Here is a 25,539-nt window from a genome sequence, read left to right as displayed (position 1 = left end):
CTTATAGTCGCTACCTTTTAGCTTTTTTTCAAGTGTTTAAAGGTATATTAGGTAGTAAATTACCGCCTTTATTGATGCATAATATCGCCTAAGCTGTTTTTCCCCCACACACCGCTATCATGGAGCTCTGAGTGCCCTGGCGCTCGGTTTGATTGATTCTCTTCTGCTAGGTAGTTAACCCCTTTTTCACTGTCACTAATTGCACGGCCACCGCGTTTACTTCCTAACGCGCCAGCAATTTGGACTTTATCCCCTAATGAAAACACGTTAAACACCCCATTTGATACATTGCGTAATAACGGCATGTACTGATATCTAACCGGCGTGCCCATTAAAACAACTTTCGATACCTTTAACCCTAATCGCAATGCTGTTAGTGCGACGTTGCCACCATGACTATGGGCATAAATTTCAACATCGTAAAAGCCAGCAGCGTCTTTTGTAAATGCGTGGTTATTTCCGCTCTTTTCTATCAAATCACGCAAATGCACCGCCGCCATTACTCTGTCTGCATGCTGATTCGCCCCGCTCCAATGAAAAGGCATGACATCAAAATGGTTGTTGGTCAGGTAATTGTAAAAATCCCCACCTTTTTGATACCAAGCATTACCATTTGCCCAAGTACCATGAATTAAAATCGCCTTTTTACGCTGACGATTTGCCATACTAAACACGAGTGGAAGAGCTGACTTGCCAGTCGTTTCTGAAACAGCTAACTTATGGCCTAAGTTCAACTTTTCTGCCGCAACTAACTGACCAAGCGCCTCATTCGCACGCGTATGCTCGTTAGCAGTTAACCAATATAAATTTTCCACCTTTATTTGCGCTCTAGCACTGTCACTAGCACGGCTTAAATAATCATCAATTAGATGTAGGCTAAGTAATCGTAAGTCTTCAGACGGGCTGTTTAGGTTTTCAATTAGGGTATCTTCTGCAATACGTTCAAAATCTTGTTCAAAGACCCCTTTTTCGAGCATTGTTAGGATCTGCTGTTGTTTTATTTCTATATCTTGCATCTCATCTCCTTTAAGTAACCGCATTTCTATTAAATAGAATAAGGCATGAGAGAACAAGTTAAAAAAAGTTTGTCAATTAAGATAAGTAAGCATCTGATAAATCTAAGATAACTTTAAAACTAAATCTGTAAGCAACTCTGGAGTGAAAGGTTTAGAAATGTAGCCATTAACACCTAGCTCTTTCATTTCTAAGATTTTTTCAGGGGTTGTGTCACCTGTTAACATAATAATTTTAGTATGGCGAAGCGCCGGGTTGCGCTTCATCTTTTTAATCAGTTCAACGCCATTTATTTTCGGCATGTTCCAATCGGTAACGATGAGGTCGTAGTGTTTATCTGATAAAGCATTCAGCGCCTCTTCGCCATTGCTCGCCTGTGTCAGCTCGTTAAAACCTTGTTCTTGCAAACTTTCACAGATGAGCTCCCTCATAAAGTACGTATCATCTACAACTAAAATCTTCATTGCCTTCCTTTTCGCTGTTATTTATTTGCTTACCAAGCTAGATGCTAGTCACTGCTTGCAATAAACGCAAAGTTAAGCAACTTATTTTGCTGTGTTTTAACGCTTATTGGCCGAGCGTGCATACTCGTTTAATGCTAAGTGCGACTCAGTTAACGCGAGCAAGCTTTCAAGTTTCATATCGGCCTTATCAAATTTGACATTATTGAACTGTGACTTTTGTGGTACCACAAGCGTGCGCATATTTGCCGCTTGCGCTGCTTTCATGCCTGTCACGGAGTCTTCAACAGCTAAACACCGTTCAGGTAAAACGCCCATTTGCTTCGCTGCTGTCAAATAAACATCTGGAGAAGGTTTGCCTGCCACTTCATTATCCGATGAACAATAAGTCGTAAAATAATGACCTATATCCAGCTTGTCGAACACCACGGGGATCAGCGCAACGGGTGCGTTAGTAGCTAAACCTATCTTAAGTTGTTTCTCTTGCAGCAACGACAAAGCATGATGGACACCAGCCAAAGCTTCTCCTTGAAGAACAATTAATTCAGCGACACGTAAAACGACTTGATCAGCGACTTGTGACGTACTCGGCCCTTCCCAAGGAGCATGTTGATACCAAAATTCAGCAGCTTGTATGGTTGTCATGGACGCAGTTCTAGCCGCTAGCTCATCGCGCACATCGACGCCAAGACTGCCAAAAACCTGTTTTTCCGCCTCCTGCCACATTGGCTCAGAATCAATTAAAGTCCCGTCCATATCAAATATCACAGCGTCAATCATTTATCCTCCCTAGTAAAAACGACTTCAAACACTTCGCATACGATAGGCATATCTTGACACGGCGCATACTTTGTACCGGCCAACTCTCTTTGATAATACGACCAGTGAACCTGCCGCCAATAAGCCAAAGACTTATCTCCCTCCCCTTCTAAAGCGGCATAAGCATCATCAATCTGGTTAAAAGGGACTACGCTTACTTTGGTTGTTTTGACAATACAGTGAGCAAGGCCATGCCAGTCCGTGACAATATTTAAATCACCTACTTGCGGCAATGCGATATCTTTGGCTTTATGCCACCAAAGAGATGGAGACGTTGCTTTTTTCTCTCCTGAGAGCACTAGATTGAGGCAGTCGTTAGCATCAGTTTCGTTATCACAAAAGTGCCAGCTCGGTAGTGCTTCACAAGGCTGATTTTGCTGCTCGAAATAGGCTTTACTGAGTTCAATAACGGATGGGTGGTTAGCTGGTCGCACCAAATAACACTCCTTTTGGCTTAATTAATATTGAAACAACAATAAGATAATAAAGACACTGCTGACGATAATAAATAGCAAAGTAAAAATGGATAGAAAAAGATAATGATGGCGCGAACTAAAATGGAAAAAGCCATAATTGTGAGTGACACGTTTATGGCTAGGAAAGTGTTATTAAATAAGACGCTTGGCAAGTTTTCGCGTTTCTACAAACGCAGCTTCTAGCGAACTTTGATGACGTAGATCTGCAAACTCTTGATACTCAGATGCGATTTCATATATCCGTTCGCAGCCAATATACTTAGACAGGGTCTTAATATGAGGCGCCAAGTGATTCATATGCTCTCTCACTCCCCCGATTTCAAAGCCAAACTCACCACATGATGTGATAAGCACTAATGTTTTCCCTGACAGTATGGGCTCAAGTGGGAAATCCCCCCGAGCGAGGTCAAAACTAAATGTTTCATTGATCCTCACAATTTGATCAAACCAAGCTTTAAGCTGCGCGGGCATGCCGTAGTTATACATAGGCGTTGAAATCACGATAATATCCGCTTCTTTCACTTCAGCAATCAAGGAGTCTGAAATGGCGAGCTTTTGGCATTGCTGTGCACTTCTTTTGTTTATGGGAGTAAACACTGCGCCTAACCACTCTTGATCGGTAAACGGTGGTGGAGTCATACCTACATCTCTGTATACATATTGAGACACAGATGAGTTATTCTTCATCTCTTCAACAAAGCTATAAGCGAGTCTTTTTGAAATTGAGTCATGCTGAGGGTTGCTGTTTTGACGTTTTCTAATACTTGAATCTATATGAAGTAGTTTAAACATGTAGGTCGCCTTTTTTGTGTGTTTCATTGGCGAACATTGTGTGATTTATGGGGCTCCACGACAAATGAAAAGAACTTTCTTATAAGCAAGTTTTACTCATGTATAATTACACAAACCTTATTGAGGAAGTAGCCATGTTGAATGTATCCATGCAAGCATTGCGAGTCTTTGAAGCCGCAGCGCGCCACAGCAGCTTTAAACTTGCTGCTCAGGAACTAAATATCACGCCAACAGCGGTGTCTCACCATATAAAAAACTTAGAAATGCGTCTCGGTATTGATTTGTTTATTCGCAAAACCCGTGAAATAACGCCTACCAAAAATGGTTTTCTGTTGGCTCAGGCAACCCATACAGGGTTTGGTACCATTGAACGTGCAGTCCACCAGCTGGTTGAACAAGGCAAAGTCATTCAAGTGCACACCACTTCATCCTTTGCCGCCCAAATGTTGATCCCCGCATTGCGAGGGTTTAATAAAGCATACCCAAACCTTGAAGTTTCTGTCGCAACTGGTGAGCACCTAGTGCATGACTCACAAGCGATTGCTATTCGCTTTGGAGATACAAGCCAAATTAAACCAAGCCAGTTACTTTGCTTAGAGAATTTTAATGCCTATGGCAATCATACGTGTCTTGCAGGATTGAGCGCCCAGACAAAAACCACCATGTTTATTCCAAAGTGGAAAAACACGCAACTGCCCGCCGCACCGTGGCAAGCTTGGTTAGCCCACAATGGCCTAGATGCAAGTTTATTTGAGGTTGTGTACTTTGATCAGGAATTATATTGCATTCAAGAAGCAATCGCAGGTAGTGGACTCGTTTTTGCTTCATCCAGCCTTGTTAAGAGCCTGACTGAAAAGAATGTTTTAACTAACGGCTCGCACCTCTCTGTCGACACACAACTTGGTTACTATGTGCCTTTGAATGAAGCTCAGTACACCAGGCAACAATTGATATTTATAAACTGGTTAAGAGCACAACTCTTTGATACGTAAAATGATCAGGCAAAGAAATAGCAAGTCTTGATCTCACCACTGGATTTAAAAGCATCTAGGGCGCACAATTAAGCCAGAAATTTCGGCCAGTTTTGTTAAGTCCACAACAACGTGCATTACCAACACACTAAAAACGGGAATTTTTATGTTTGAATCATTTAACCCAACCCCGCGGATCCTAATGGGACCAGGGCCTTCTAATGTCTCGCCTCGTGTTTTAGGGGCGCTGTCTAGACCAACCATAGGGCATTTGGACCCTCAATTCATCGGCCTGATGGATGAAATTAAGCAACTTTTACAATATGCGTTTAGCACAGAAAATGCATTTACCATTGCGTTATCTGCGCCGGGTTCGGCGGGTATGGAAGCTTGTGTTGTGAACCTTATTGAGCCCAACGACAAAGTCATCGTGTGTATTAATGGTGTGTTCGGTACACGACTCAAAGAAAACATAGAACGAGTTGGTGCTCAGGCTATTGTCATAGAGGATAAATGGGGCGATCCTGTGACGCTTGACAAAGTTGAAGACGCATTTAAAGCCAACCCCACAGTAAAAGCACTGGCATTTATTCACGCAGAAACTTCCACTGGTGCACGCAGTGATGCAAAAACCTTGTGCCAATTGGCAAAGAAATATGATGCCCTTAGCATTGTTGATGCAGTAACATCTCTCGGCGGCAGCGAACTAAAAGTAGATGAGTGGGGAATTGATGCGATATATTCCGGCTCGCAAAAATGTTTGTCATGTGTCCCAGGGATCTCACCCATCAGTTTTAGTGACAAAGCAGTAGAAGTCTTGCAGTCACGCAAAAGCAAAGTACAAAGCTGGTTTTTGGATCAATCTTTAGTGATGAACTACTGGTCAGGCGAAGGTAAGCGTAGCTACCACCACACGGCCCCTATCAATTCATTGTATGCACTGCACGAATCCTTACTCATGTTGAAACAAGAAGGGCTAGAAAATGCTTGGCAGCGGCACCACAATTTACACCTCGCACTAAAAGCTGGCCTTGAAAAGCTCAACATTGAGTTTTTAGTTGATGAGCCACACCGTTTACCACAACTGAATTCCGTCTTGATCCCTAACGGAATAGATGACAACTACGTGCGTACAGCTTTACTAAACAAATACAACCTTGAGATTGGCGCTGGACTGGGCCAGCTTGCAGGCAAAACATGGCGTATCGGCCTAATGGGCACGACTGCCAACGAGCAAAATGTTGCACTGTTAATCGCCGCGCTTCAAGACGTATTAAGCTAAATTACACGGGGTGGGTCTTCCACCCCATTCGAATCGCTACCGACGAGCGTACAAAACCCCTACAAAATGAGCGGCGATCACCCACCACAAAGTGTCTATCAACATTAAATGTATATCGAGCATACTGGCATAAAAATGACCGTCTCGACTGACCGCATCTGAGAATTGCACGCCGAACAAATAAATAACTACTTCAGCATTTATTGCCATACCGACTCCGGTAACCACCAGCCCTGATAAAATTAAATAAAAACCCCCATGTACTATTTTTACCAGAATTGCATGCGCACGGCTCTGTATTGGCTGTCTTGTCAATTTTCCACTAAATAGCTTTTCCCAAATTAACCGGGTCAAAACCAAAGTAAATACACCTAATGCCATCAATGCATGAGTTTGAATTGACTCCTGACGATGTAATTCTTGACCTTTAATTTGGTAGTCGATGGTATGAATTTGCGCACTCATATTCATCAAAATAAATAAAATCAAAAAAGCAGCAAACCAATGGAGGGTTCGATCGACGATATAATGCTTGTTGTCCATAAAATATTCCTTTATTTCTGTACCAAGATACATTCTTATCTTAACGCCAAGATATAAAGTTTCAAATATTTCTGAACACTAAAAAGAGCAGCCTTAACCAGCCGCTCTGAGACGATTGCTAATAGTTAGGGGGTTTCGCTACAGTCAGTTAGCTTAACCCACGCATCAGGATCTTGGACTGGAGATGCTTGAGTCCACCAACTCGCTTTGTAAATCGCCTGTTCAAAAGACACCTGATCATCTCTTAGATAAGTGCTGCCAGATTGCCAATCCGGGGCCTTACAAAGTGGTATTAACGGCCCAAAAAAGCCCGTGATTGAGTCCAACTTTAAGTTTGATGCAGTACCATAGTCCACACCTTCAGCCACGGTCACCGCACCGTCAAACGCGGAAATATGCCAATTGAATCTTATATGCGTACTGTCTACGCTACCATGAACTTCAATATTCGACACCAAAGTTGCATCCACAGGCCAGAGTCCAAAGTCGCGCATTTGCCCTTGAAATCCGCCGATCCAATTACTGACATTTTGTGCATCGGTAACCAAGAACCCGGCAGTTGTTGGATCTTGGTAACGAAAACCGGGATTAATGGCACGCTCCAGATTACTGACCCGCTCTTCCCCACTCTGTAAATTCCAACTACTCATATAAGTTAATACGTTTTGCTTTACTTGCTCGACCTGCACCTCAGTTAGCACTTGTGCATTGCCGTTAAAGCTCAGAACGCTCGATCCCATTAATATTAAACTTGCTTGAAGAGATTTCATGATGACTCCTAGTCGTTGTATTTATCACCTTTTTAGTCTTAAAGCTTTGCCCAGCGATTTATTCCATCTTGATAAAATAGGAGTTTTTTGAATTAATATCGATAAGTATCAGATGATTACAGTTATCAGTTTAGCTAAATTGACTTCTCGCTATGTTTGATGACACAACCTGACCAAGGATAATTTTAACTATGTGGCTTGAACTGCAACAGGAGTTTTATCTCGTATCGTGCTTAATCGCCCTATTTTGTGTTGGCATGATGCTAAGGTACGAACAGAGCTTTGATAAGGGTATGTACTTTTTAACATCAGCCAACTTGGTTTTGATGCTGATCCCATTCACCAGCTACATTCAACTCAAATTTAATATCCACTCGGTATTAATATCGCAAATAGCCAACAACTGTATGTTGCTATTTTGCGGTTTGTGCTTTTTATTTTACCGCTTCGACGCCAAACCAAAGCTTGCTACCGTGTTACTTCACTGTGTGCCATTTTCAATTTTCCTTATCGTTAAAGTGGTTGGTATTCACACCCAAGCACAGTTAATGCACACCATTTATTTTGGCCTAATGTTCAGTTACGTAACGGCAATGTGGCAAAGTCGTTCAGCAAAAAATGCCACATTACTCAAAAAAAATAAGTGGCTATTCACTTGGGTGGTATTTGTGGTGAGCCTAAACGGTGGGGTCGCCGTTGCGTATTTAAGTGGCTCTATATGGCTTTATCCTTTGTGGCTCAGTTTAAACATTACCGTATGTTTCTACCTACTGATATTCTCATTTGCTGCCGCATATCGCATTCAACAATCACAATACATTCAAGTGCAGGAAGTTGAACCGACAAAAAAACAACTTCAGCTTAGTCCGTCACTTGTTCAAAGCTGTCGTCATGATCTAAAGCGTTTGCTTGAACAGGAGCACATTTTCCTAGATAACCAATTGACACTAAAACATCTGGCTGAGCTGCTGGGACTCAGCCAACATCAAACTTCTGAATTACTCAATGAGCACATGAATAAAAGCTTTTACGCTCTGCTCAATGAATATCGTATCAGCTTTGCCTGCCAACTTTTAAAGCAGACAACGTCCCGGGACAATATCACTCAAATTGCACTCGATAGCGGTTTTAACAACAAGAGTTCTTTTTATACTGAGTTCAAAAAACAAATAGGCACCACACCAACCAAGTGGCGAGCCCAGTATGCTTAGTAAACTGTGGCATGATAATGGCGTATTAGCCTGATAATTACTTATTCCACACACTGAATAATTCTAGGTACTGTACCACTCGATCCATGGGGAGTGCCCTATCAGTATAAATTTTTAGTCGGGCAATCATACGCTTTCATCATTTGGAGCCCTGGCTCATCAGATACAAAGTCAGGTCTCATCATCTATGCATTTACAAAACAAAATGAGCGCTACAATGGCGCACAATTGCTGTGACCCAACAATAAATAGATAAAACAGCAACCAAATAACACAAACGCCACAAACTAAAGCCCTTTAACCAACCACGCCACCACATTCAATAAAAAGCGCTCGTTCTGTTCAGCACCTTGTGAGGTTAGTCCAAGCTTTTGACCAGTTCTTGTATCTATTTGTGATGAAAACATCATGCCCTCTGCAAACACTGCGACTCGACCTCGCCCAAGCTCCATCACAGCACCTTGGCTCCAGCCATCAATGGTAATTCGTTTGGTATTCGCATTAACCTCAAATGGCACGCTTGGTACGATAGCGGTGCTCCCCGCTTTCATTGAAAGCAACGAAAACGCTCCGCTGGGCGGTTTAAAAGCCGAACCACCAAAGGAGCGTATTTGGTCAATATATCTTTCTGTCGCCTTAGCACGTATTGCATTATGCATTGCTACACCGTAAATATTGGTCGCCTCCTTCAACGGCGCTGCGGTAATAGGATGCTCAGCCAGTGTCCCTTGCTGCCTATTAAAAACAGCGTCACCGACATGACCATTTGAGAATTCAAATCCAAATGCCTCTGCAAGGTTTTCAATGACTTTTGGAAACGGCGCATGATCTGCGACCAAAAACAAAGCCCCTCCTTTACTCACCCAAGTTTTTATATCAGTGATTTCTTCATTCGTAAAAGCTTGGCCATATGGCGGTTGAAAGTCACTTCTCTTTCTATCGAGCGCATTGGCAATCACTAAAACATCAATATTACTCAAGCTTGCTAAGGACAATGTGTGGCGATTAGGCTTAACTGTATACCCGTCACTTTCGAGTACTTGCGCAAAAGGCTTATAACGCCCATGAAGTGTTAAAAAGTTATGATGTGCTTGATCAATAAACACAACTGGACTGTTATGCTCTGCAAAGCGCGGGGTGCTGTTCTGCGGCTTAAAATTTGGGTCAGCGTGTTGTGGACTATCAGAACAACCTACCAACCACAATAGGCAACTTGCAAATCCAACCTTTAATATAAACGCCAAGATATAACCCCTTTTAACGCTATTCTAAGTTATGTTCTTGCAGACTCTGTTGCCCCGCACACATAAGCCCACGCTTGCTGACCTGATTGAAACTGGCCCGCTACACGCACATACTCGTCAACTTCGTACTCATCAGCCTGAGCTAGCTCTGATGGTGTTATGTCAAAAACAGTACCATCTACAATATCGGAGTCATTCCCGGTATATTTCAAAATGGGGTGTATATCTTTGCCACTGGTTTTTATTACTTCAGCATCGTTAATTTTAACTTCGCTAAGGACATAACCTATCAGTTTGTCTTTTTGGCCTGTGAGTATGCGACCAAATGTTTCAATTTGAACTTGTTCTAATTGTAATGTGCCATATGAAAATAGTTTTTCCATTTTTATCCTTATAACTTAACGGAAACATGTGCTGCTATAGCGAATTTATATGGGATTAAACTAAACATCAAGCATGCATAAACAGATATAAAAGTACTCATAACCGCCACGGTGCTCATCTGCGTAAGTAAACTCTGAGCTCATTATATCCAGCATCAATGAACACTATGATTCTTATAGCGCTATATTTGAAAGGAGCATTTTAGAGTAAAAAATCGCCAGCAGAAAAATTCATTAACTCTGTGATATATCGCTAACATTTCCATTGAAAAGTTTTTTCCCAACAATTTTTAATAACCCCAACCGTTAAATAAGGCTAGGGTTATTGCAACTTGCTTGGCTCACTGGGGCGAATTAAATAATTGTTTTACGGCTTCTAAATAGGCACTTTGCATCTTTGCTATAACGGCACTTAGTATCGATTAACTCATTATAACTGTCACCAAAGTAATCCTTGGTTTCAACAGCCGCATCTTTAAAACTAATAAAAGAACCTTTGGTTTGTGGAATGTCATAACTTCGGCATGACTCTATCCAATCTTGTGCTCTATTCTCATAAAAGCGCGTCGCGATTTCTTTTTCAACAGGATGACCTTTCGCTAGCTGGTCCCACCAAGCTTGGTATTGAATTGTAAATGGACGGTCTTGATACGGGAATGAACACCTTATTTTTTGCAGTGCAACATCAGCTGGTTTACTATCATAATATTCCCCACTTATAGCACCCAGTGTAATGTATGCCGAGATATTGGTATCTTCTTTATCACGGTATAGTAATGTCGACTGAAGTGACTTAACCAAAGCAATTCGGCTTTGATGCCCCCAATCCCGAGTCGGCATCCGAGAGGTAATTTTATGTGGTGCGGGCTCGTCAGTTTCTAATTCTATGCCTTTTAATTCTCTATCCCACGCTTCAAAGCTCAGTGTATACCCAGGTGTATTTGCGCTTCTGCTATACAGAACACTGTTAGAACACACCTTTTTATAAAACTGGGTCAACTCCTTAGTTAAGTCATCGATTTGTTGTTTCTTGGCATCATGGGATAGCGAGGGGTCTTGCTGAATTAAGCCGATAACGTCACCTCCCCACTGCTTCAACATGCGCTCTAGTTCTTCTGAAGTACCGCCAAAATGTCCATTCAATTGCCAATCCAATACCGCATCAGGACTAATCTCAGACTCACAGATAACCCCTTTTGCATTGACCTTCAAATTGGTGCCAATTAAGTTCGGGTTTTTCCCAGCACTGGTCAACGACTCCCAAGCTGCGATCACATCTGTCGCTTTGAGGTTATCAAATGCGGGAATATCGCTCTTTTTAATCACAAAACTTTGGGCAATATCAGGTAATTCGAATGGTTCAAAAATGAACTCAGTGACAATTCCATAACTAAGGCCTCCTCCGCCTCTCAGAGCACGCAGTAGTGGGCTGTTTAAATCGTCGTTAAATATTACTTTTAATCCATTTTTAGTTATTTTTTCGCGATGGACGGTTGCACTTTGACCAAGGAAGGCAATCGTCCCATCTCCAAGTACCATAGTCGCGCCAACAAGGCGCTCACATCCCATTCCATATTTACGAGTCCAAGGTCCCCAACCTCCCCCCATGGTATAACCCGCAATAGCAACTGTATGACAGGTTCCGTGCGGTATCCCTAAGTGGCTATTATCTAACTCTGTTTTAATTTTTTCGAACTTTGCCCCAGGTTGAATGCTAACAAGCTTTTTATTGTCAAATACGATAACCTCATTCATACGACAAAAATCAATTAATACTTTAGCGGTTGAAACACACTCTCCTTCATGGTCATGACCGCCTGATTTAACCGTAAATTCAATACCTTCTTGCTCTGAATAGGCAACCAAATGAGCGACTTGTAATGAATTAGTAACTTGCACAACGGCACTTGGCACAAAATCAAACTTTCGATTGAATACTTTACGAGATTGATTGTATTGGTCTTCTTGATTATTTAGATCGTTCGAAGGGAAAAATACCCTATCGCAACCAACTATCGTTTGGATGCGATCTTTTTGGCTAGCTGTTAAAAACATTGTCATACATTCCTTTTTGTACACATACAATGTTTTTATTGTGGGTGGAGGTGTAATATAAAACCATTACACCCTGTTACAGGAACTCAGGTAAATAGGTCGCTTTGGTGGTGTAATTACTTCATCGGAAATGAGATCAGCATTGCAAGTCCAGGATGCCGAGCTTGCACTTGGACCTCGCCTTGCTGCGCTAATACCAGCTCACGCACTAAAGCTAAACCAATACCGGTTCCCTTCGAGTTTCGCGTTAACTCACTGCTTCCTCGATAAAATAACTCAAAGATTTTTTCCTCTTGCGCTTTGCTGATGCCGTTTCCGTAATCTCGGATCTCCAATTGCACCATTCCTTTGTGCATAGGGTGTTTACGAAAAGTAAATTCAATCTTTCTTCGAGATGGATCGTCAATGCCTGCTGATTCAAAAAACTTAACGGCATTGTCAGTAATATTGATAACTATTTGGGTAAATGCATCCACCTCAATATAAGCTTGGGCACGCTCATAGTGTGCCAGTTCCATTATATGCACTTGCTCAAAGTGATGATTTTCAGTGAGCGAAGCCGTTTTCGAACGAATAATATCTTGCAAGACCGTCAAAGGCGTATATTCAGGTGTCACCTTTTGTTGTTGACGCTCAAATGCAGACAACTGCAAAATGTTGTCAATTAGACGGGCAAGGCGTTCACTTTCATCACAAATAAAATCATAGTACTCACCCTTGTGTTGCTCAGAGGCAACCATCCCAGATTTGAGCATTTCAGAGTACATTTTTATCGAGGTCAATGGTGTTTTAAGTTCGTGACTGACTGCGGAAATAAAGTTGACCTTTTCCTCTCCTAGCGCCAGCTGCTTAACACTAAAGCGATAGAAACCATAACATGCAGACACAATCGCCAAACACATAACAGCATTGAAAATTAAGCTATATATCATAGATTGTGCAATAGGTAGCGGCGCACTCGACAGGACTACCTTGTAATTACGATATGGCCAATGTAAATTCGTTTCAAATATAAATTGTTGTTTATAGTGCACATCCACATCAAGTGGTTGACTAATATCCGGCTCCTCGGTTGAAGGCGAATACAGGAAGTAAGTATCGGCTACTGATTTTTCGATTTCTTTTAATGTAACCAACATAGGAATATCAAAACTTCGTAGCTCTAGTACATCTGCGACCTGCTGGTGTAAATAAGGCGCTCGCTTGACTAGGTAGCCTTGCAAAACTGGCTGATCAATCACCTCCACTACACGATAGAAAATAAGGTACTCTGGCAAATCAAAACTAATATTAAATTGACTATTTTTGGCACTAACCCCATGGGTCAACATCTGTTTGACCGTATTCGACTCAAAAATCGTTTGGTAAACGGAAGTAGCAATTTCACGCCGAGTGATCATTTCAAGTGTTTGATTCTTCTGACCAGAATCCTCGATATTAGACGTTATAGCATAGGGCCAAATAGGTGAGTTAAAGTTACCTTCCCTGTCTATCTGAAAGTAGCCGACTAAACCTCGTATGGTTTGCTCACCATTCAGCTCTGCCAGTGGCGACAGCATTTGCTGGGTTTGCTTGGTCAATGGGTTGTAGATGTAGCGGTAATAGTTGAATGCGTCAGCTGGGAGCTGATTACTGACACTCAATTTTCTAAAAAGCTTTCTATTTATGACCCTTGCAAGATTGCTTGCCTCTTTTTCATACTCAACTAACCGACTTTGTTGAGATTGTTGATAACTGAAATACAACAAAACAGACAAAGGTATGAGCAAAAGCAATAACAACAGTATTGCCGATATACGTAAACGCTTGATACGCTGTGCGTAGTTGAGTAAGCGTTTATTTTTAAAAAGCATCATTTTTTATTCTTATAATATGTACAATTGGTAGCCTTCACCGCGATGGGTGAGCAAATGCTTAGGGGATTTTGGGTCAGCCTCTATTTTTTTTCTAATTTTGGCAATATGGATATCAACCGTTCGCGTATCTATATCTCGTGTTTCCTTGTATCCCCAAACATCCTTGAGCAAATCATCACGTGATACTAGTCCGCCCTTACGCTGCAAATACGCCAATATTTGGGCCTCTCGGCGTGTGTATTTAACATCTTGTCGATATGATTTTCCGGTTAGAGATTGCAAACAAATTGATACTTCAGCGCTCAGCTCAAGCATATCTCCTTGCTCAGTCCAGCCAGAGCGCCTGACCAAAGCATTTACTCTCAACACCAACTCAGAAGTTGAAAACGGTTTTGCGACATAGTCGTCAGCACCAAGCGTCAGTGCGTTAATAATGTCAGCTTCTGTATTTTTGGCCGTTAACATCATAATAGGCTGGGTGCGCGAGTGTGCTCGTAGGGCATTGCAAATATCAAAGCCATTCATCGAAGGTAGCATGACATCTAAAAGGATACAGGTATAGTCACCTGTTAATCCCATCTCTAAGCCTTCTTTTCCATCTATTGCGCTTGCCACTTCATATCCATGAAATACAAATAAGTCTGTTAAGCCTCTTAATATACTTGGCTCATCTTCTACGATAAGTAGCTTAGGTTTCGTACTCAAACCATGTCCTTTTGTTGATTTAAAATTCTATGTTGCATATGGGGATGTCTCTCATTTTTCGTTTTAAACAACCCGTTTAAACTCAACGCTGCACCGGCAGTGTACCAATTTTATCAAAAATATAAATGCAAACTTTTGTAAACTTTCTTGCCAGCAATGTTTACTTTTTATGCCTATTTCAGCGCTATTTCCCCCGCTATATTTATCGCCATCAGCAAGCCTCTTAACAATATCAGGCATCAAAGGTAAGACACTGAGTTAATTATGGATATAGTGAGAAAAAAGACAAAAAAACGGAATTCGAAAGTATTGATAGCGGGCACTTTGTGTGCTGCTGCTATCGTGAGTATGGCACTGTTCTTGTCCTCTGGCAGTGCATCCTATTTAGTCGACAGAAATAGCCTGCTAATTGGCACGGTGGAGCGTGGCGATTTAAACATCACAGTGCGCGGAACAGGCGTACTGGCCCCCAAAGATATTCGCTGGATAGCAACCAATGTACCCGGACGAGTGGACCGTATCCTAAAAAAAGCTGGCGCAGTGGTAAAAAAAGGAGAGCTACTTTTTGAATTGAGTAATCCCGAACTTGAACAACAGCTTGTAGAAGCAAGGTGGGAGCTACAGGCTCTTGAATCTGAAATGAGCGCACGCCGAGTGTCTTTAGAATCTGAATTACTTGATCAAGAAATCGCCGTGATCAATGAACACCTCAATTATGAGCGTAGTCAGCTGACATTAAATGCGCAAAAAGAGCTATTAGATAAAGGGTTTGACGCAATTTCTAAAATTGACTTTGAAGCAGTCAAAATGAATGTAACCCAATATCAACAGCGTTGGAAACTGGAGCAACAACGCCTTGATAAGCGCAAGCAAAACCTTATTGCACAAATTGATGCCAGTAATGCGCGCCTCAACATGATGCGCAAAAGCGTCGCTCGTATCGAACAACAAGTTGCCAGCTTAAAAGTCACAGCCAGTATGGACAGCATAGTACAAGCAGTACCTATGGAGCTAGGCCAAGAGGTTGGAGCCGGCACCAATTTAGCATTGCTGGCCCGTTCAGATTTATACATCGCAGAACTCATGGTCCCCGAAAAACAAATTAAAGATGTGGTAGTCGGCCAAGCTGTATTGCTCGATACCCGGGTCAGCAAGATCCAAGGAAAAGTGCAACGAATCGACCCTACTGTTATGAATGGCTCTGTACGGATCGATGTAGAATTACAAGGGCAACTGCCAAAAGAAGTGCGCCCCGAACTTACGGTGGACGGCATTATCTCCATTCACACAATCCCAAATACCCTATTTGTTAAACGCCCAATGTTTGCCAATAGCTTCACTCAAGCAAACGTATATCGCATCGACAGTGAAGGCAAGAGCGCCAATGTTCAGTCGGTAAAATTTGGCCATATGTCCACACACTATATTCAGGTTGAGCAAGGCCTAGACGAAGGGCAAAACATCATTGTGTCAGATGCATCAGCATGGCAACAACATCAACAAATTCGCATCAATTAGGAGCCAGACATGCAAAGCAATAAAAATAACCTCAACGCCTTGGTTGAATTAACAAATTTAAGCAAAATATTTTGCACCGATGACATACAAACTAATGCCTTAAACAATGTTAGCCTTACTGTAGAACAGGGGGATTTTGTTTCGATTACTGGCCCTTCTGGATGCGGTAAATCTACCCTACTCTCACTGCTTGGGCTACTCGACAAACCAACTTCAGGGCAGTATCAATTGGCGGGCCATGATGCATCTGACATTGATTCAAATGAAAGAGCACGCATTCGAAATAAAGAGATTGGTTTTATTTTCCAGTCATTTAATTTAATTAGTGATTTAACTGTTGCTGAAAATGTAGAGCTCCCTTTAACGTATCGAGCTGATTTATCCAAATCAGAGCGCCAAGAGCTAGTCCGCTTAGCTTTAGAAAGGGTAGATATGGCACATAGAGCGACCCACTTTCCCTCCCAATTATCAGGAGGTCAACAACAACGTGTTGCTGTGGCGCGCGCAATTGCAGGCCAGCCTGCCATAATTTTGGCCGACGAACCTACAGGAAACCTAGACTCGAAAAATGCCGAGTCAGTGATGACCCTACTTGAACAACTCAACTCAGAGGGAGCGACCATTTGTATGGTTACTCATGACCCTGCGTATGCAGCGCGCACCCAAAGAGTCATAGAAGTATTTGACGGTGAAGTAATATCAGACAAATACAATAAACCCACAACGCCGATTGCAGTATAAGGAGGCATCCTCATGTTATATTGGATTGATGTAAAATATGCCTTTAGATTATTACTCAAAAAACCTGCTTTTTCTGCCACCTCAATATTGATTGTGGCTATCGGATTAGGGTTAACTGTCTATACCTACTCGCTCCTGTCACAGCTCATATTTAAACCTTTAACCATGCAAGGCGCCACACCACTTGTTGCCATTGAAGGTGAATTCAGAGCCGCACATGGCCGAGGTCAACTTACGGACCCTTACCACCTCAACTTCATCAGTGCCTACTCTAATTTGCTACACAAAATGAGCTTATATCGCACCGGTACCACCATCATTAGTGATTTAGGCAACAACATCAGTGCAAAAAAAGTACATGCCAGCTATAGCCAATGGAACTTGTTTGAATTGGCTGGGGTTCAACCTATTCTTGGCCGTGGTTTCACCCCATCTGATCAAGCTGTTGGAACCGAGCCTGTCATTGTGATAAGTCATGAAATTTGGACAAAGTATTTGTCAAAAGACCCAAATATCATCAATACCAGTATTCGCGTAAATGGCATTTCGAAACGTGTAGTTGGTGTTATGCCTGCTGGATTTGCATTTCCGGCAATTGCACAAATTTGGGAACCCCTGTCTGAAACTCAGTTGGCACCCGCCGCGCCGTCAGATGCACACACTGATGCAATGAATGCAGTGGCGAGGTTAAAGCCCGGCATCTCACTTGAGCAACTTCAGTTAGAAATCAAAAACCTGTTACAGCGTCATTTTCAAACTTTACCTCAGGCATTTACGTGGCGTGCAAACTCACCTGGCGGTTATATCCGAGCATTCAAATATAAAGATACCAACGACAGTATTGCTCAACACTATACTATTTTTGTCGCCATGCTTATTGTCGTTTTACTGATCCTGTTTTTAACCTGCATCAATGTTGGAAGTTTATTGCTCGCTCGCGTCAATGAAAGGATCAAAGAAGTTGGGGTCCGTATTGCATTAGGTATCCCCAAAAAGCGGCTGATGCTGCAAATGCTATGGGAAAGCTTGTTTATTTGCTCTATCGGCGGTTTGCTCGCCTGGGGCCTTGCAATGATTGGCGTTCGCCTTACCAATGTTGCGTTTGAGCAGCTTTTTGCACTGAGCGGTGACAAACCATTTTGGTGGCATTTGAATTTACACAGTGACGCATTCTTCGTGCTATTAGTAGCCATTATTTTCATGGTCGCAGTTACCGGTATTCTCCCAGCTGTTCGCGCATTAAATAGCGATGTAAATGCCATTTTACGAGATGGTACACGTGGTGCATTAGGAAAAAAGGCTGGTCGAGCAAATAAACTCCTTGTCGTTACCGAGATTGCATTATCTTCTGTTGTACTTGTTGTGGCGACGATTTTACTCTCTACCAGCTACAATTCACAAAATGCAGACTATGGCGTTGACACTTCCAACCGGCTCTCCGCACAAATACTATTGCCAACCAGCAGTTATCCAAGAAACCCTAGGGACAAACGCAATGACTTTTACTACCAACTAAAAAGTAACCTAGAAAAGCACCCAAATATCCAAGGTGTTGCTTATTTTAGCAGTCTGCCTGGCACAGGTGGTGGGAGTTCTCACTTCGAAATACAAGGCCGAGAAGCGTTAGTCTACAACGAAAACCCAATGTGGAACTTTGAAGCTGTCAGTCGAGATGCTTGGGGGGTGGTGGGTATGAAGATTATTGAAGGGCGCGATTTTGACCTGCGCGATCTGGAAAATGGCGGCTCTCCAACCATCATCAACGAATCAATGGCACGAGACCTATTTCCTGAGGGCAATGCTATTGGACAACGAGTGCGCACAGTAGATGAAGGTAATTGGCATACAGAATGGCGTACGATTATTGGTATTGTATCCGATAGCATACATGGGCCAACAATGCAGGCGACCAGCGCATGGCATACAGGCTACGGCATGATGGATTTACGCGCTTGGAATATGGAAATAGTTGTGCACTATTTCGGGTCTCACACACAAGCACAAGCACTTCTAAAAGAAACTGTGGCAGCTATGGACCTTGATGTCACTCTCCACCAAATCCAGCGTTATGACGAGTTTATTGCTCAGCCTATGCAGCTTGTCAACGCAGTCAATAGCATATTTTTGTGGTGCGGGTTAGTCGCGCTGTTTTTGGCAGCCAGTGGTATCTTTGCAGTTTCTTCAAATAGCATTGCGCTCAGAAGTCAAGAAATAGCAACACGCAGAGCCTTGGGCGCAAACAATAGTCGGGTGATAGGTCTGTTTATGAAAGAGGCAGGAATACAACTCGTTATCGGGTTAATTGGCGGAGTTTGTATGTCACTGATGGTATTGAATCAATTATCACAATCGATGCTGTTCAGCAGCGATAGCTATGCCTTTGGCATTGTAGGTATTCCTTTATTTATCACGTTAATGGTATTAACCGCTACCTATATCCCTTGCCGCAAAATAACTTCACAAGAACCCAGTGAAGCACTTAGGCAAAGCTAAAGCAATACTGTAAAGTTTTTATGTCCGTCAAAGCAGCCTTAATAACAAGGCTGCTTTTTTCGAGACGTACGTATACTAATTAACATACCGCCGTGCTCTTTATCGCTTGATATTGATACCAACAGTCCTATCGGCCATCAATACTCAATGTAAGGCAATAGAAGTCGATTAATTACTGTTTTCACGTACCAATTGGTCTAAAAAGCGTACACCCCAACCTTGTGATCCTCTAGGTGCGACTGCAATTGGCTTGTTTAACCAATCGACACCAGCAATATCCAAATGTACCCAAGGCACATTCTTATCTACAAAAGTCGCAACAACAGCGGCGCCAATACTCGCCCCGGGGTTACCTGCACCAGAATTTTTAATGTCTGCGATATCGGACTTTATTTGTTTAAAAAAGTTAGGGTGTAGCGGGAGCGGCCAAACAGCTTCACCACTGGTTTCTCCCACCTTCATCATATCTTGGGCCAGCGACCAGTCACGCGTGACAAGCGCAGCATATTCATCGCTTAACGCTCTCGCAGCCGAGCCTGTCAAAGTCGCAATATTTACTAGCATTCTTGGTTTAAATTCATCTTGTGTATATCGCACTGCGTCAGCTAAAAGTAAACGACCTTCTGCATCAGTGGAAATGATTTCGATGGTAGTGCCTTGCATTGTTTTTAAGACATCTCCAGGGCGAATTGCATCTTCGGCAGGCATATTTTCAGCAAGAGGCATTACACCGACCAAGTTAACCTTTTCGCCGCGGCTTGCAACAGCAAGCATTGTGCCTGCAACTGCCGCTGCGCCTGATAAATCTGACTTCATCTGCCACATGCCGCTGTTTTTCTTCAAACTGATCCCACCAGTATCAAATGTGATCCCCTTGCCTACTAACGCGATTGGCGCTTCATTTTTAGCACCACCGCGATACTGGATCACTAACATTCTAGGCTCGTGGATAGAACCCTGCCCTACACCTAAAATGGCTCCCATTTGGTGTTTTTTCATGTCTCTAACTTTTAAAACATCTATGTCGACGTTATCAATGTCATCGAACGCATCTTTCACTCGATTAACAAAGCTTTGCGGGTATAGAGATTTACCCGGCTCAGAAGCCATATCCCGAGTTAAATGAACCCCCTGTACCATGTATTTTAAGTCAGTATGGTATTTGTTAGAGGCAGCATTGTAGTTCGCCGTTTGAAATACAAAATCCCGAGGCTGAGATTGAGCTGCCGCAGCTTTATATTTGTCGAAGTGGTAGTCACGAAGGCCCGCTCCCATGGCTACCCAAGCTGCTGGCACTGATACTGATGTATTTAAAGATTCAGCCATCACAGTAAATTGGTGTTTACTATTTGCAGGAGTGCTTGCCGCGGCGTACCCTCCTAAGTCTTGCAACTGAGATTGAGTCAATGAACCAGACCCAGTACCGACTACCGTTACCTGCGCAAATGGCGCTAGCCCATAAAAGGTCTGTGTATTGCCAAACTTGCTTTTAAACGCCGCGTTATCAATAGCGGCCTTCAATTGCCCATTAGTTTGTGCGTTAACTTGTGCAGCCAAACCACTGAGCGAGTTTGTGTCGTTAATGAAAACAATAAGACGCTTGTTTTGCGTTATATCGAGCTTGGAAAATTGAATTTTAGGCAAAGCTTGTGCTGTGCTTGCGACAAACATTGCTAACAAAGCAACCGTGATTCTGATCATGCTATTAATCCGCTTATTAAAATCTGCGACACTTAAAAGTGTCATCTCTAGAACATTTCACCTCAGCTAGACCAAGAGTATAGCCAAGGTTTAAAACTCGTGACTTTACCTTTTATGGCAACAAGTAACCATTTGTAAGCGATGAATAAGAGTAAAAATGCCGTGTATGGATTAGGGGTCTGATTGTTGTTTGCTATTTGCTTGTTATGCCCGAGTATCGTCATTGTTTTTCGCTTAGCCTAATAACAAAAATTGATCAGGCCGCACAATGGATAAAGATGATTCTTCAACCTGCGAACCAAAAACCCATTTACAGAGCAAGCTACGCAAAAATTTAAAAACTGTCATGTTAAGTATTCTCGGGGTCGCTGGCGCAGCTATTGTGCCAATATGGCAGATTTATTTTGTCGAAACATCCGAAGTTGTTATTGAGGTTGCATCGATAAATCGAAACGAATCCACCCAATTTAAGGTCTCTCTCGATACTGACGAATTAGCCTTGCTTGAGCCCTACATTCCTGAAAGCCAATTGTATGAATACAACAGGCTCGGTGAACGAGGTGACAAAATTGATTACCCAGAATTCTCCATTGATACTTTATTTTCAGCATATGACAAAGCAAAACAAGATTTAAAAAACATAGCTAATACAAAAGCTAACCTACAAAAGAGCATTGAACGAATAGATGCCTACCTAGATCCCAAAAATCTAAACTACCCGCTTATCGAGTTTCGCGTCAGCGAACTTAAAAGCTGGGATCTCAGTAATTTTATAGATGATGCAGAGGCGGAGTATTTTGAAAACCAAGTATTGGCGATCACACGAAACTACTCACAAATGGACTTTAATCAAGATTCAGAGCCCAATATCAACCTTGTTGCACTGAAATTTTTGCTTAATGACGTAAAAGAAGACATCACCGATGTTATTGGGGAATCAAGCATTCGTCATGAGCGGCTTAGAGATGATATTCGCAATATTGAAACCCAGTTGCAAAAACTCAAAGCCCAGCAAGTAAACCACCACACCTATTTTACTGTTGAAGTTGTCGCCTCTAATGCCGGCAGAGTTAGCACGTCTTTGAGGCCACTCGCACTTATGCGTGTGCAAATTAGCGACAATAACTATGTTGATATTCGTCTCAAAATGCAAAGGTATACTGAGCAGGCAGAATTACAACCATCTTCCACTAACATCCTACATTTTCGTTCCGGCGAATTAAATTCTTTTCCCAAAGAAGATCAATCTCTTATAAACACCTTTTGGGGCAGTACAGGCCGTGTGCGGCTGTATGCGATGGATACCAAACACAATGTATTTACTTCCAATCAGATTGCCTTTGTAGACAATCGAAATCAAAAATTCATTTTGGATAAGTTAAAGGAAGTGGCTGCAGAAACGGCGCGTTAAAATAAATTATAGGCAATAAAAATAAAATACGCCGATTAATCCCACACTCTGAAAGAGTATAAAAGACAATCAATCATTAAAGTAAAAGTTACTTTGGGCTAACTTGGAAACATATTAATGAATAGAGAAGAGCGTCAATTTTCCTACGAAAATATCACCATTGAAAAAGACAAAGTTGTAGTAATGAACGGACAGAAATCCAAATATGGTTACTCAGCAATAATTAAGCAGGGATGCATTGAATCCTTGGCCTACACCGTATGCTCTGGAGTTATTACTTACACCCCAACAAAAGACAAAATATTTACCCTATTACATCATACCGACGGAAAGCCAAGCGAATCAGATTGCACCTTTTATGTTGAATGGTTAAAGAATATTGTAAAAATCGCAAAAGAAGAAAACCAACCAATTTATGCTTGGTTTGTAGGTGGAAAAACTAGGACCAACAACCCTCCAATGTGGTTGTACAACTCACTAGTAAAATCCGGGTTTAAAAAGTGCAATATACAAAAAGAATATTTAGGAGAAAGAAATGGGAGCACTGATATTAAGTTATCTTCGGATGGCGTAAACATCATCACGAGAAGAAGTGGAAAAACTATTGAAAACAGCAACTTAAAATGGAATGACCTTATTAATTTAATCGACCAAAAGTAGACACAGGAGAAAACGATGGATCCACGTACAAAAATTAAATGGTCTGAAGCGCTCATTGAAGGAGAAGAAGTTGTTGCACACTGGCTAAGCTCCAAATATGGAACTAACGAAATACCTTTCAATTATAAAAACTTCAAGAAAAATATATTTAAAATGGGCATTATGCAGTTGGCTGACTCACCGGACCCAAGTAGAGAGCTTGGCACCGAGCTAATAGAGTGGGTTGATATTAGAAGAGATAAAAGCCCCGAGGGTGACGAGGCCTCTAAGCTAATCATGGCGTCTCTACTTGGAAAAGACATATTTGCTCGCCCATTCTTCAACGCACTCATTGAAGAGAGTACGCTATTTGGTCCCTCATCTATATATGAAGTTTGTCACGATTTTAGCGCGGCCAAAACGGAACAATTTAAATCAATTTTTGACTACCTTCCGGAGTGGGTTTATACAATGGAGTACTACGACTCAAATGAAGAGTTAATGCACTCTGCTACTGTATATCCAGCTAATATAAAAATCCAAGAACAGCAAGGGGTTAAGACCAAAATAACACGAGATGAATTTGCCCTTCATACATTTTCAAACTTGTGTTGGTCAATGAAAACCCCACTTGATAAGCTCGAAGCGATAGCGCGCGAGCATAATTGGCAATCTAAAAAAATTTAGTAGGCTACTTTTCAAACCGCGAGACTGTTAATAAAACGATTCAACCTCATTTGGGGAAGGCCAACCCTTCACCTTTAGCTGTAAATCGATACAGTCTCATTTTTTACGTTCATCAATGTCTTCACTCACCAGCCTTTGCGACCGCTCAGAATTATCATAAGGAAATACTACATAGCTCCCAAACAACACTGAATTTGGAAGCGGCTGAACTTAATATGTTATTTTTGGAGTGGCCGAACAAGGGCCCTGCTCCCCCTTTTTACGATAGGATTGTAAATTTGCAGTTGTTGAGTCATGCCTACATAGTAAGTCAGTTCCAAGCGATCCAGGTTGCTCTTTACAGGGTCTACGCAGGCAAAACAGCTTAGCGCAAAACATGAGCCACTATCAAAGTCATTTTGGGTGCAATAGACGACTTGCGCAGGATTGGTAAAACCCGCATTTACGAGCAAGTAAGAGGCCTCCTTTAACGCACCTCTTAGCTCAAGTATTGTTAGATTTAATTTCGAGTTTTTGACAAAAAAAAGCAAGTTGATGGTCTTCACTATTAAATTTGGACTCCTCTAAAAAAACCGTTGCTTTACCAAGTAATGCCCTAAGTTCTCTTTTTATTTCAGATTGCTGGGGGTAGTTAACGCACACCCGTTAAGCCCTAATCATCAATGTAAGACAAACCATCACTTTCTTGAATATGCGCATAAAGTATCCTTTGCTTAACCTCTTCCAGTTGAAGAATTCCTCGAAACCTGACAGTCTTACTTTACAACTTTCCTTCCCATCTCATCTTTATGTGAACTGAAGTGGGTCAATTAGTTATTGAAGGACACGGATTATGACACAAAGTGCTAAAGTAACCTTGATGAACCCTGTGTTGGCAGTTAATGACCTGCAATCAAGTCTCGATTATTTTCAAAATGCCCTCGGATTCAAAGTAACATGGACTTGGGGGGAGCCAGCTGTCAGGGCCGGTATTGCACTAGATGGCTTCGAACTGCAACTAGACGCATCAGGAGGGGGCCCTACGGGTATTTCAGTTATTTTCTTTCATGTAACAAACTTAGAAGAATATTATGAGTCGTGTGTTATGAACGGAGCTAATATTGAACTTGAAATAGCCGATCGTAGCTTCAATGTTCGAGATTTTAGAGTGCTTGACCCAAGTGGAAATAGATTGGGATTCGGAGCACCACTTGATACAGACCAGTGATCGTATTTTGACAGCATCGCGTGTCCAATTTAATGCGGCACTCTTAAACATATACAGTCTTTGCCCTATTCAGTCTTTGCCCCGCTACTTCAGTCATTGCGGGCTTGCCCCGTAATCCATGTTTAGTAATGAATGCTGTAGACCCTGAAACAAGTTCAGGGTGACGGGTTTAGGTTCAGGGCTACGGGTTTAGGCTCAAGGTCACGAGTTTAAATTCAGACTAACCTGCCTATCCGTCATTGTGGGCTTGCCCCGCAATCCATGTTTAGTAATGAATGTTGTGGACCCTGAAGCAAGTTCAGGGTGACGAGTTTAGGTTCAGGATCTCGGGTTTAGGTTCAGGGTCACGAGTTTAAATTCAGACTAACCTGCCTATCCGTCATTGTGGGCTTGCCCCGCAATCCATGTTTTGTATGAATGCTGTGGACCCTGAAACAAGTTCAGGGTGACGAGTTTAGGTTCAGGGCTACGGGTTTGGATTCAGGATCACGAGTTTAAGCTCAGGGTGGCGAGTTTAAGTTTAAACTAACTATACACACCCCTGCCTATCCGTCATTGTG

General features: G+C 42.2%; 23 protein-coding genes. 10 read left to right on the top strand and 13 right to left on the bottom strand.

Annotated elements, in window-relative coordinates; translation table 11 throughout:
- Nucleotides 1-68: 68 nt before the first annotated feature.
- The 5 genes from N483_RS13175 to N483_RS13155 form a co-directional block, all read right to left on the bottom strand.
- Complete coding sequence (locus N483_RS13175) at nucleotides 69-1,016, bottom strand: esterase/lipase family protein (protein WP_023399233.1); 948 nt, start codon at nucleotides 1,014-1,016, stop codon at nucleotides 69-71.
- 102 nt (nucleotides 1,017-1,118) lie between these two features.
- On the bottom strand, nucleotides 1,119-1,478 hold the full coding sequence (locus N483_RS13170) for a response regulator (RefSeq protein WP_023399232.1): 360 nt from the start codon (nucleotides 1,476-1,478) through the stop codon (nucleotides 1,119-1,121).
- Nucleotides 1,479-1,574: 96 nt separating this feature from the next.
- Nucleotides 1,575-2,255, bottom strand: a complete 681-nt coding sequence (hxpB, locus tag N483_RS13165) for a hexitol phosphatase HxpB (RefSeq protein WP_023399231.1) — start codon at nucleotides 2,253-2,255, stop codon at nucleotides 1,575-1,577.
- Nucleotides 2,252-2,728: an ASCH domain-containing protein gene (locus N483_RS13160; protein ID WP_023399230.1), complete on the bottom strand. Its 477-nt coding sequence runs from the start codon at nucleotides 2,726-2,728 to the stop codon at nucleotides 2,252-2,254. Before N483_RS13160 ends, hxpB begins: the two co-directional genes overlap by 4 nt.
- A gap of 174 nt (nucleotides 2,729-2,902) precedes the next feature.
- Entirely contained in the window at nucleotides 2,903-3,562 is a 660-nt protein-coding gene (locus N483_RS13155; RefSeq protein ID WP_023399229.1) for an FMN-dependent NADH-azoreductase, read from the bottom strand.
- A gap of 134 nt (nucleotides 3,563-3,696) precedes the next feature.
- Between N483_RS13155 and N483_RS13150 the strand changes: the two genes are divergently transcribed.
- Both N483_RS13150 and N483_RS13145 read left to right on the top strand, forming a co-directional pair.
- On the top strand, nucleotides 3,697-4,554 hold the full coding sequence (locus N483_RS13150; RefSeq protein ID WP_023399228.1) for a LysR family transcriptional regulator: 858 nt from the start codon (nucleotides 3,697-3,699) through the stop codon (nucleotides 4,552-4,554).
- Nucleotides 4,555-4,699: 145 nt separating this feature from the next.
- Entirely contained in the window at nucleotides 4,700-5,815 is a 1,116-nt protein-coding gene (locus N483_RS13145) for a pyridoxal-phosphate-dependent aminotransferase family protein (protein ID WP_023399227.1), read from the top strand.
- A gap of 36 nt (nucleotides 5,816-5,851) precedes the next feature.
- Here the strand turns inward: N483_RS13145 and N483_RS13140 are convergent, their stop codons facing one another.
- On the bottom strand, nucleotides 5,852-6,358 hold the full coding sequence (locus N483_RS13140; protein WP_023399226.1) for a cytochrome b/b6 domain-containing protein: 507 nt from the start codon (nucleotides 6,356-6,358) through the stop codon (nucleotides 5,852-5,854).
- 125 nt (nucleotides 6,359-6,483) lie between these two features.
- Nucleotides 6,484-7,128, bottom strand: a complete 645-nt coding sequence (locus N483_RS13135; RefSeq protein ID WP_023399225.1) for a carbohydrate-binding protein — start codon at nucleotides 7,126-7,128, stop codon at nucleotides 6,484-6,486.
- Nucleotides 7,129-7,319: 191 nt separating this feature from the next.
- On the opposite strand from N483_RS13135, the gene N483_RS13130 reads away from it, so the two are divergent.
- Nucleotides 7,320-8,339, top strand: coding sequence for a helix-turn-helix domain-containing protein (locus tag N483_RS13130; protein WP_023399224.1), 1,020 nt, complete (start codon nucleotides 7,320-7,322; stop codon nucleotides 8,337-8,339).
- Between the two features lie 287 nt (nucleotides 8,340-8,626).
- Here N483_RS13130 and N483_RS13125 read toward each other — a convergent pair whose 3' ends face one another.
- The 5 genes from N483_RS13125 to N483_RS13105 form a co-directional block, all read right to left on the bottom strand.
- Nucleotides 8,627-9,583 (bottom strand): DUF4350 domain-containing protein, encoded by a 957-nt coding sequence (locus N483_RS13125; protein WP_023399223.1) that lies wholly within the window; start codon nucleotides 9,581-9,583, stop codon nucleotides 8,627-8,629.
- A 29-nt stretch (nucleotides 9,584-9,612) separates the two neighbouring features.
- Complete coding sequence (locus N483_RS13120; RefSeq protein WP_023399222.1) at nucleotides 9,613-9,966, bottom strand: gamma-glutamylcyclotransferase family protein; 354 nt, start codon at nucleotides 9,964-9,966, stop codon at nucleotides 9,613-9,615.
- Nucleotides 9,967-10,320: 354 nt separating this feature from the next.
- A complete protein-coding gene (locus N483_RS13115; RefSeq protein ID WP_080672593.1) occupies nucleotides 10,321-12,027 on the bottom strand; it encodes an FAD-binding oxidoreductase in 1,707 nt (568 codons plus the stop codon).
- A gap of 110 nt (nucleotides 12,028-12,137) precedes the next feature.
- Entirely contained in the window at nucleotides 12,138-13,877 is a 1,740-nt protein-coding gene (locus N483_RS13110) for a sensor histidine kinase (RefSeq protein WP_023399220.1), read from the bottom strand.
- Between the two features lie 9 nt (nucleotides 13,878-13,886).
- Nucleotides 13,887-14,582 (bottom strand): response regulator transcription factor, encoded by a 696-nt coding sequence (locus tag N483_RS13105; protein WP_023399219.1) that lies wholly within the window; start codon nucleotides 14,580-14,582, stop codon nucleotides 13,887-13,889.
- Between the two features lie 264 nt (nucleotides 14,583-14,846).
- Here N483_RS13105 and N483_RS13100 point away from each other — a divergent pair, with 264 nt between their 5' ends.
- The 3 genes from N483_RS13100 to N483_RS13090 are packed head-to-tail and all read left to right on the top strand — an operon-like array spanning nucleotide 14,847 to nucleotide 19,334.
- On the top strand, nucleotides 14,847-16,100 hold the full coding sequence (locus tag N483_RS13100; protein ID WP_023399218.1) for an efflux RND transporter periplasmic adaptor subunit: 1,254 nt from the start codon (nucleotides 14,847-14,849) through the stop codon (nucleotides 16,098-16,100).
- Nucleotides 16,101-16,109: 9 nt separating this feature from the next.
- On the top strand, nucleotides 16,110-16,841 hold the full coding sequence (locus N483_RS13095) for an ABC transporter ATP-binding protein (RefSeq protein ID WP_023399217.1): 732 nt from the start codon (nucleotides 16,110-16,112) through the stop codon (nucleotides 16,839-16,841).
- Nucleotides 16,842-16,853: 12 nt separating this feature from the next.
- Nucleotides 16,854-19,334, top strand: a complete 2,481-nt coding sequence (locus N483_RS13090) for an ABC transporter permease (protein WP_023399216.1) — start codon at nucleotides 16,854-16,856, stop codon at nucleotides 19,332-19,334.
- 168 nt (nucleotides 19,335-19,502) lie between these two features.
- Here N483_RS13090 and N483_RS13085 read toward each other — a convergent pair whose 3' ends face one another.
- Complete coding sequence (locus N483_RS13085) at nucleotides 19,503-21,035, bottom strand: leucyl aminopeptidase (RefSeq protein WP_023399215.1); 1,533 nt, start codon at nucleotides 21,033-21,035, stop codon at nucleotides 19,503-19,505.
- 268 nt (nucleotides 21,036-21,303) lie between these two features.
- On the opposite strand from N483_RS13085, the gene N483_RS13080 reads away from it, so the two are divergent.
- The 4 genes from N483_RS13080 to N483_RS13060 all read left to right on the top strand — a co-directional run bounded on the left by N483_RS13080 (nucleotide 21,304) and on the right by N483_RS13060 (nucleotide 24,979).
- Nucleotides 21,304-22,446 (top strand): hypothetical protein, encoded by a 1,143-nt coding sequence (locus N483_RS13080; protein ID WP_023399214.1) that lies wholly within the window; start codon nucleotides 21,304-21,306, stop codon nucleotides 22,444-22,446.
- A gap of 117 nt (nucleotides 22,447-22,563) precedes the next feature.
- On the top strand, nucleotides 22,564-23,106 hold the full coding sequence (locus tag N483_RS13075; protein ID WP_023399213.1) for a hypothetical protein: 543 nt from the start codon (nucleotides 22,564-22,566) through the stop codon (nucleotides 23,104-23,106).
- A gap of 15 nt (nucleotides 23,107-23,121) precedes the next feature.
- On the top strand, nucleotides 23,122-23,772 hold the full coding sequence (locus N483_RS13070; protein WP_023399212.1) for a hypothetical protein: 651 nt from the start codon (nucleotides 23,122-23,124) through the stop codon (nucleotides 23,770-23,772).
- 832 nt (nucleotides 23,773-24,604) lie between these two features.
- Nucleotides 24,605-24,979 carry a VOC family protein gene (locus N483_RS13060; protein ID WP_023399211.1) on the top strand — a complete coding sequence of 125 codons (375 nt, stop codon included), beginning with the start codon at nucleotides 24,605-24,607 and terminating at the stop codon, nucleotides 24,977-24,979.
- Nucleotides 24,980-25,539: the final 560 nt, after the last annotated feature.

This window comes from Pseudoalteromonas luteoviolacea NCIMB 1944 (genome assembly GCF_001625565.1).
Taxonomy (GTDB): Bacteria; Pseudomonadota; Gammaproteobacteria; order Enterobacterales; family Alteromonadaceae; genus Pseudoalteromonas; species Pseudoalteromonas luteoviolacea_F.
This window is presented reverse-complemented; position numbering and strand designations above follow the sequence as displayed.

What these genes read in the sequence shown, in the direction of transcription:
- N483_RS13175 (WP_023399233.1), bottom strand. Translation starts at nt 1,016, where the DNA reads ATGCAAGATATAGAAATAAAACAACAGCAGATCCTAACAATGCTCGAA.
- N483_RS13170 (WP_023399232.1), bottom strand. Translation starts at nt 1,478, where the DNA reads ATGAAGATTTTAGTTGTAGATGATACGTACTTTATGAGGGAGCTCATC.
- hxpB (WP_023399231.1), bottom strand. Translation starts at nt 2,255, where the DNA reads ATGATTGACGCTGTGATATTTGATATGGACGGGACTTTAATTGATTCT.
- N483_RS13155 (WP_023399229.1), bottom strand. Translation starts at nt 3,562, where the DNA reads ATGTTTAAACTACTTCATATAGATTCAAGTATTAGAAAACGTCAAAAC.
- N483_RS13150 (WP_023399228.1), top strand. Translation starts at nt 3,697, where the DNA reads ATGTTGAATGTATCCATGCAAGCATTGCGAGTCTTTGAAGCCGCAGCG.
- N483_RS13145 (WP_023399227.1), top strand. Translation starts at nt 4,700, where the DNA reads ATGTTTGAATCATTTAACCCAACCCCGCGGATCCTAATGGGACCAGGG.
- N483_RS13140 (WP_023399226.1), bottom strand. Translation starts at nt 6,358, where the DNA reads ATGGACAACAAGCATTATATCGTCGATCGAACCCTCCATTGGTTTGCT.
- N483_RS13135 (WP_023399225.1), bottom strand. Translation starts at nt 7,128, where the DNA reads ATGAAATCTCTTCAAGCAAGTTTAATATTAATGGGATCGAGCGTTCTG.
- N483_RS13130 (WP_023399224.1), top strand. Translation starts at nt 7,320, where the DNA reads ATGTGGCTTGAACTGCAACAGGAGTTTTATCTCGTATCGTGCTTAATC.
- N483_RS13120 (WP_023399222.1), bottom strand. Translation starts at nt 9,966, where the DNA reads ATGGAAAAACTATTTTCATATGGCACATTACAATTAGAACAAGTTCAA.
- N483_RS13115 (WP_080672593.1), bottom strand. Translation starts at nt 12,027, where the DNA reads ATGACAATGTTTTTAACAGCTAGCCAAAAAGATCGCATCCAAACGATA.
- N483_RS13110 (WP_023399220.1), bottom strand. Translation starts at nt 13,877, where the DNA reads ATGATGCTTTTTAAAAATAAACGCTTACTCAACTACGCACAGCGTATC.
- N483_RS13100 (WP_023399218.1), top strand. Translation starts at nt 14,847, where the DNA reads ATGGATATAGTGAGAAAAAAGACAAAAAAACGGAATTCGAAAGTATTG.
- N483_RS13095 (WP_023399217.1), top strand. Translation starts at nt 16,110, where the DNA reads ATGCAAAGCAATAAAAATAACCTCAACGCCTTGGTTGAATTAACAAAT.
- N483_RS13090 (WP_023399216.1), top strand. Translation starts at nt 16,854, where the DNA reads ATGTTATATTGGATTGATGTAAAATATGCCTTTAGATTATTACTCAAA.
- N483_RS13085 (WP_023399215.1), bottom strand. Translation starts at nt 21,035, where the DNA reads ATGATCAGAATCACGGTTGCTTTGTTAGCAATGTTTGTCGCAAGCACA.
- N483_RS13080 (WP_023399214.1), top strand. Translation starts at nt 21,304, where the DNA reads ATGGATAAAGATGATTCTTCAACCTGCGAACCAAAAACCCATTTACAG.
- N483_RS13075 (WP_023399213.1), top strand. Translation starts at nt 22,564, where the DNA reads ATGAATAGAGAAGAGCGTCAATTTTCCTACGAAAATATCACCATTGAA.
- N483_RS13070 (WP_023399212.1), top strand. Translation starts at nt 23,122, where the DNA reads ATGGATCCACGTACAAAAATTAAATGGTCTGAAGCGCTCATTGAAGGA.
- N483_RS13060 (WP_023399211.1), top strand. Translation starts at nt 24,605, where the DNA reads ATGACACAAAGTGCTAAAGTAACCTTGATGAACCCTGTGTTGGCAGTT.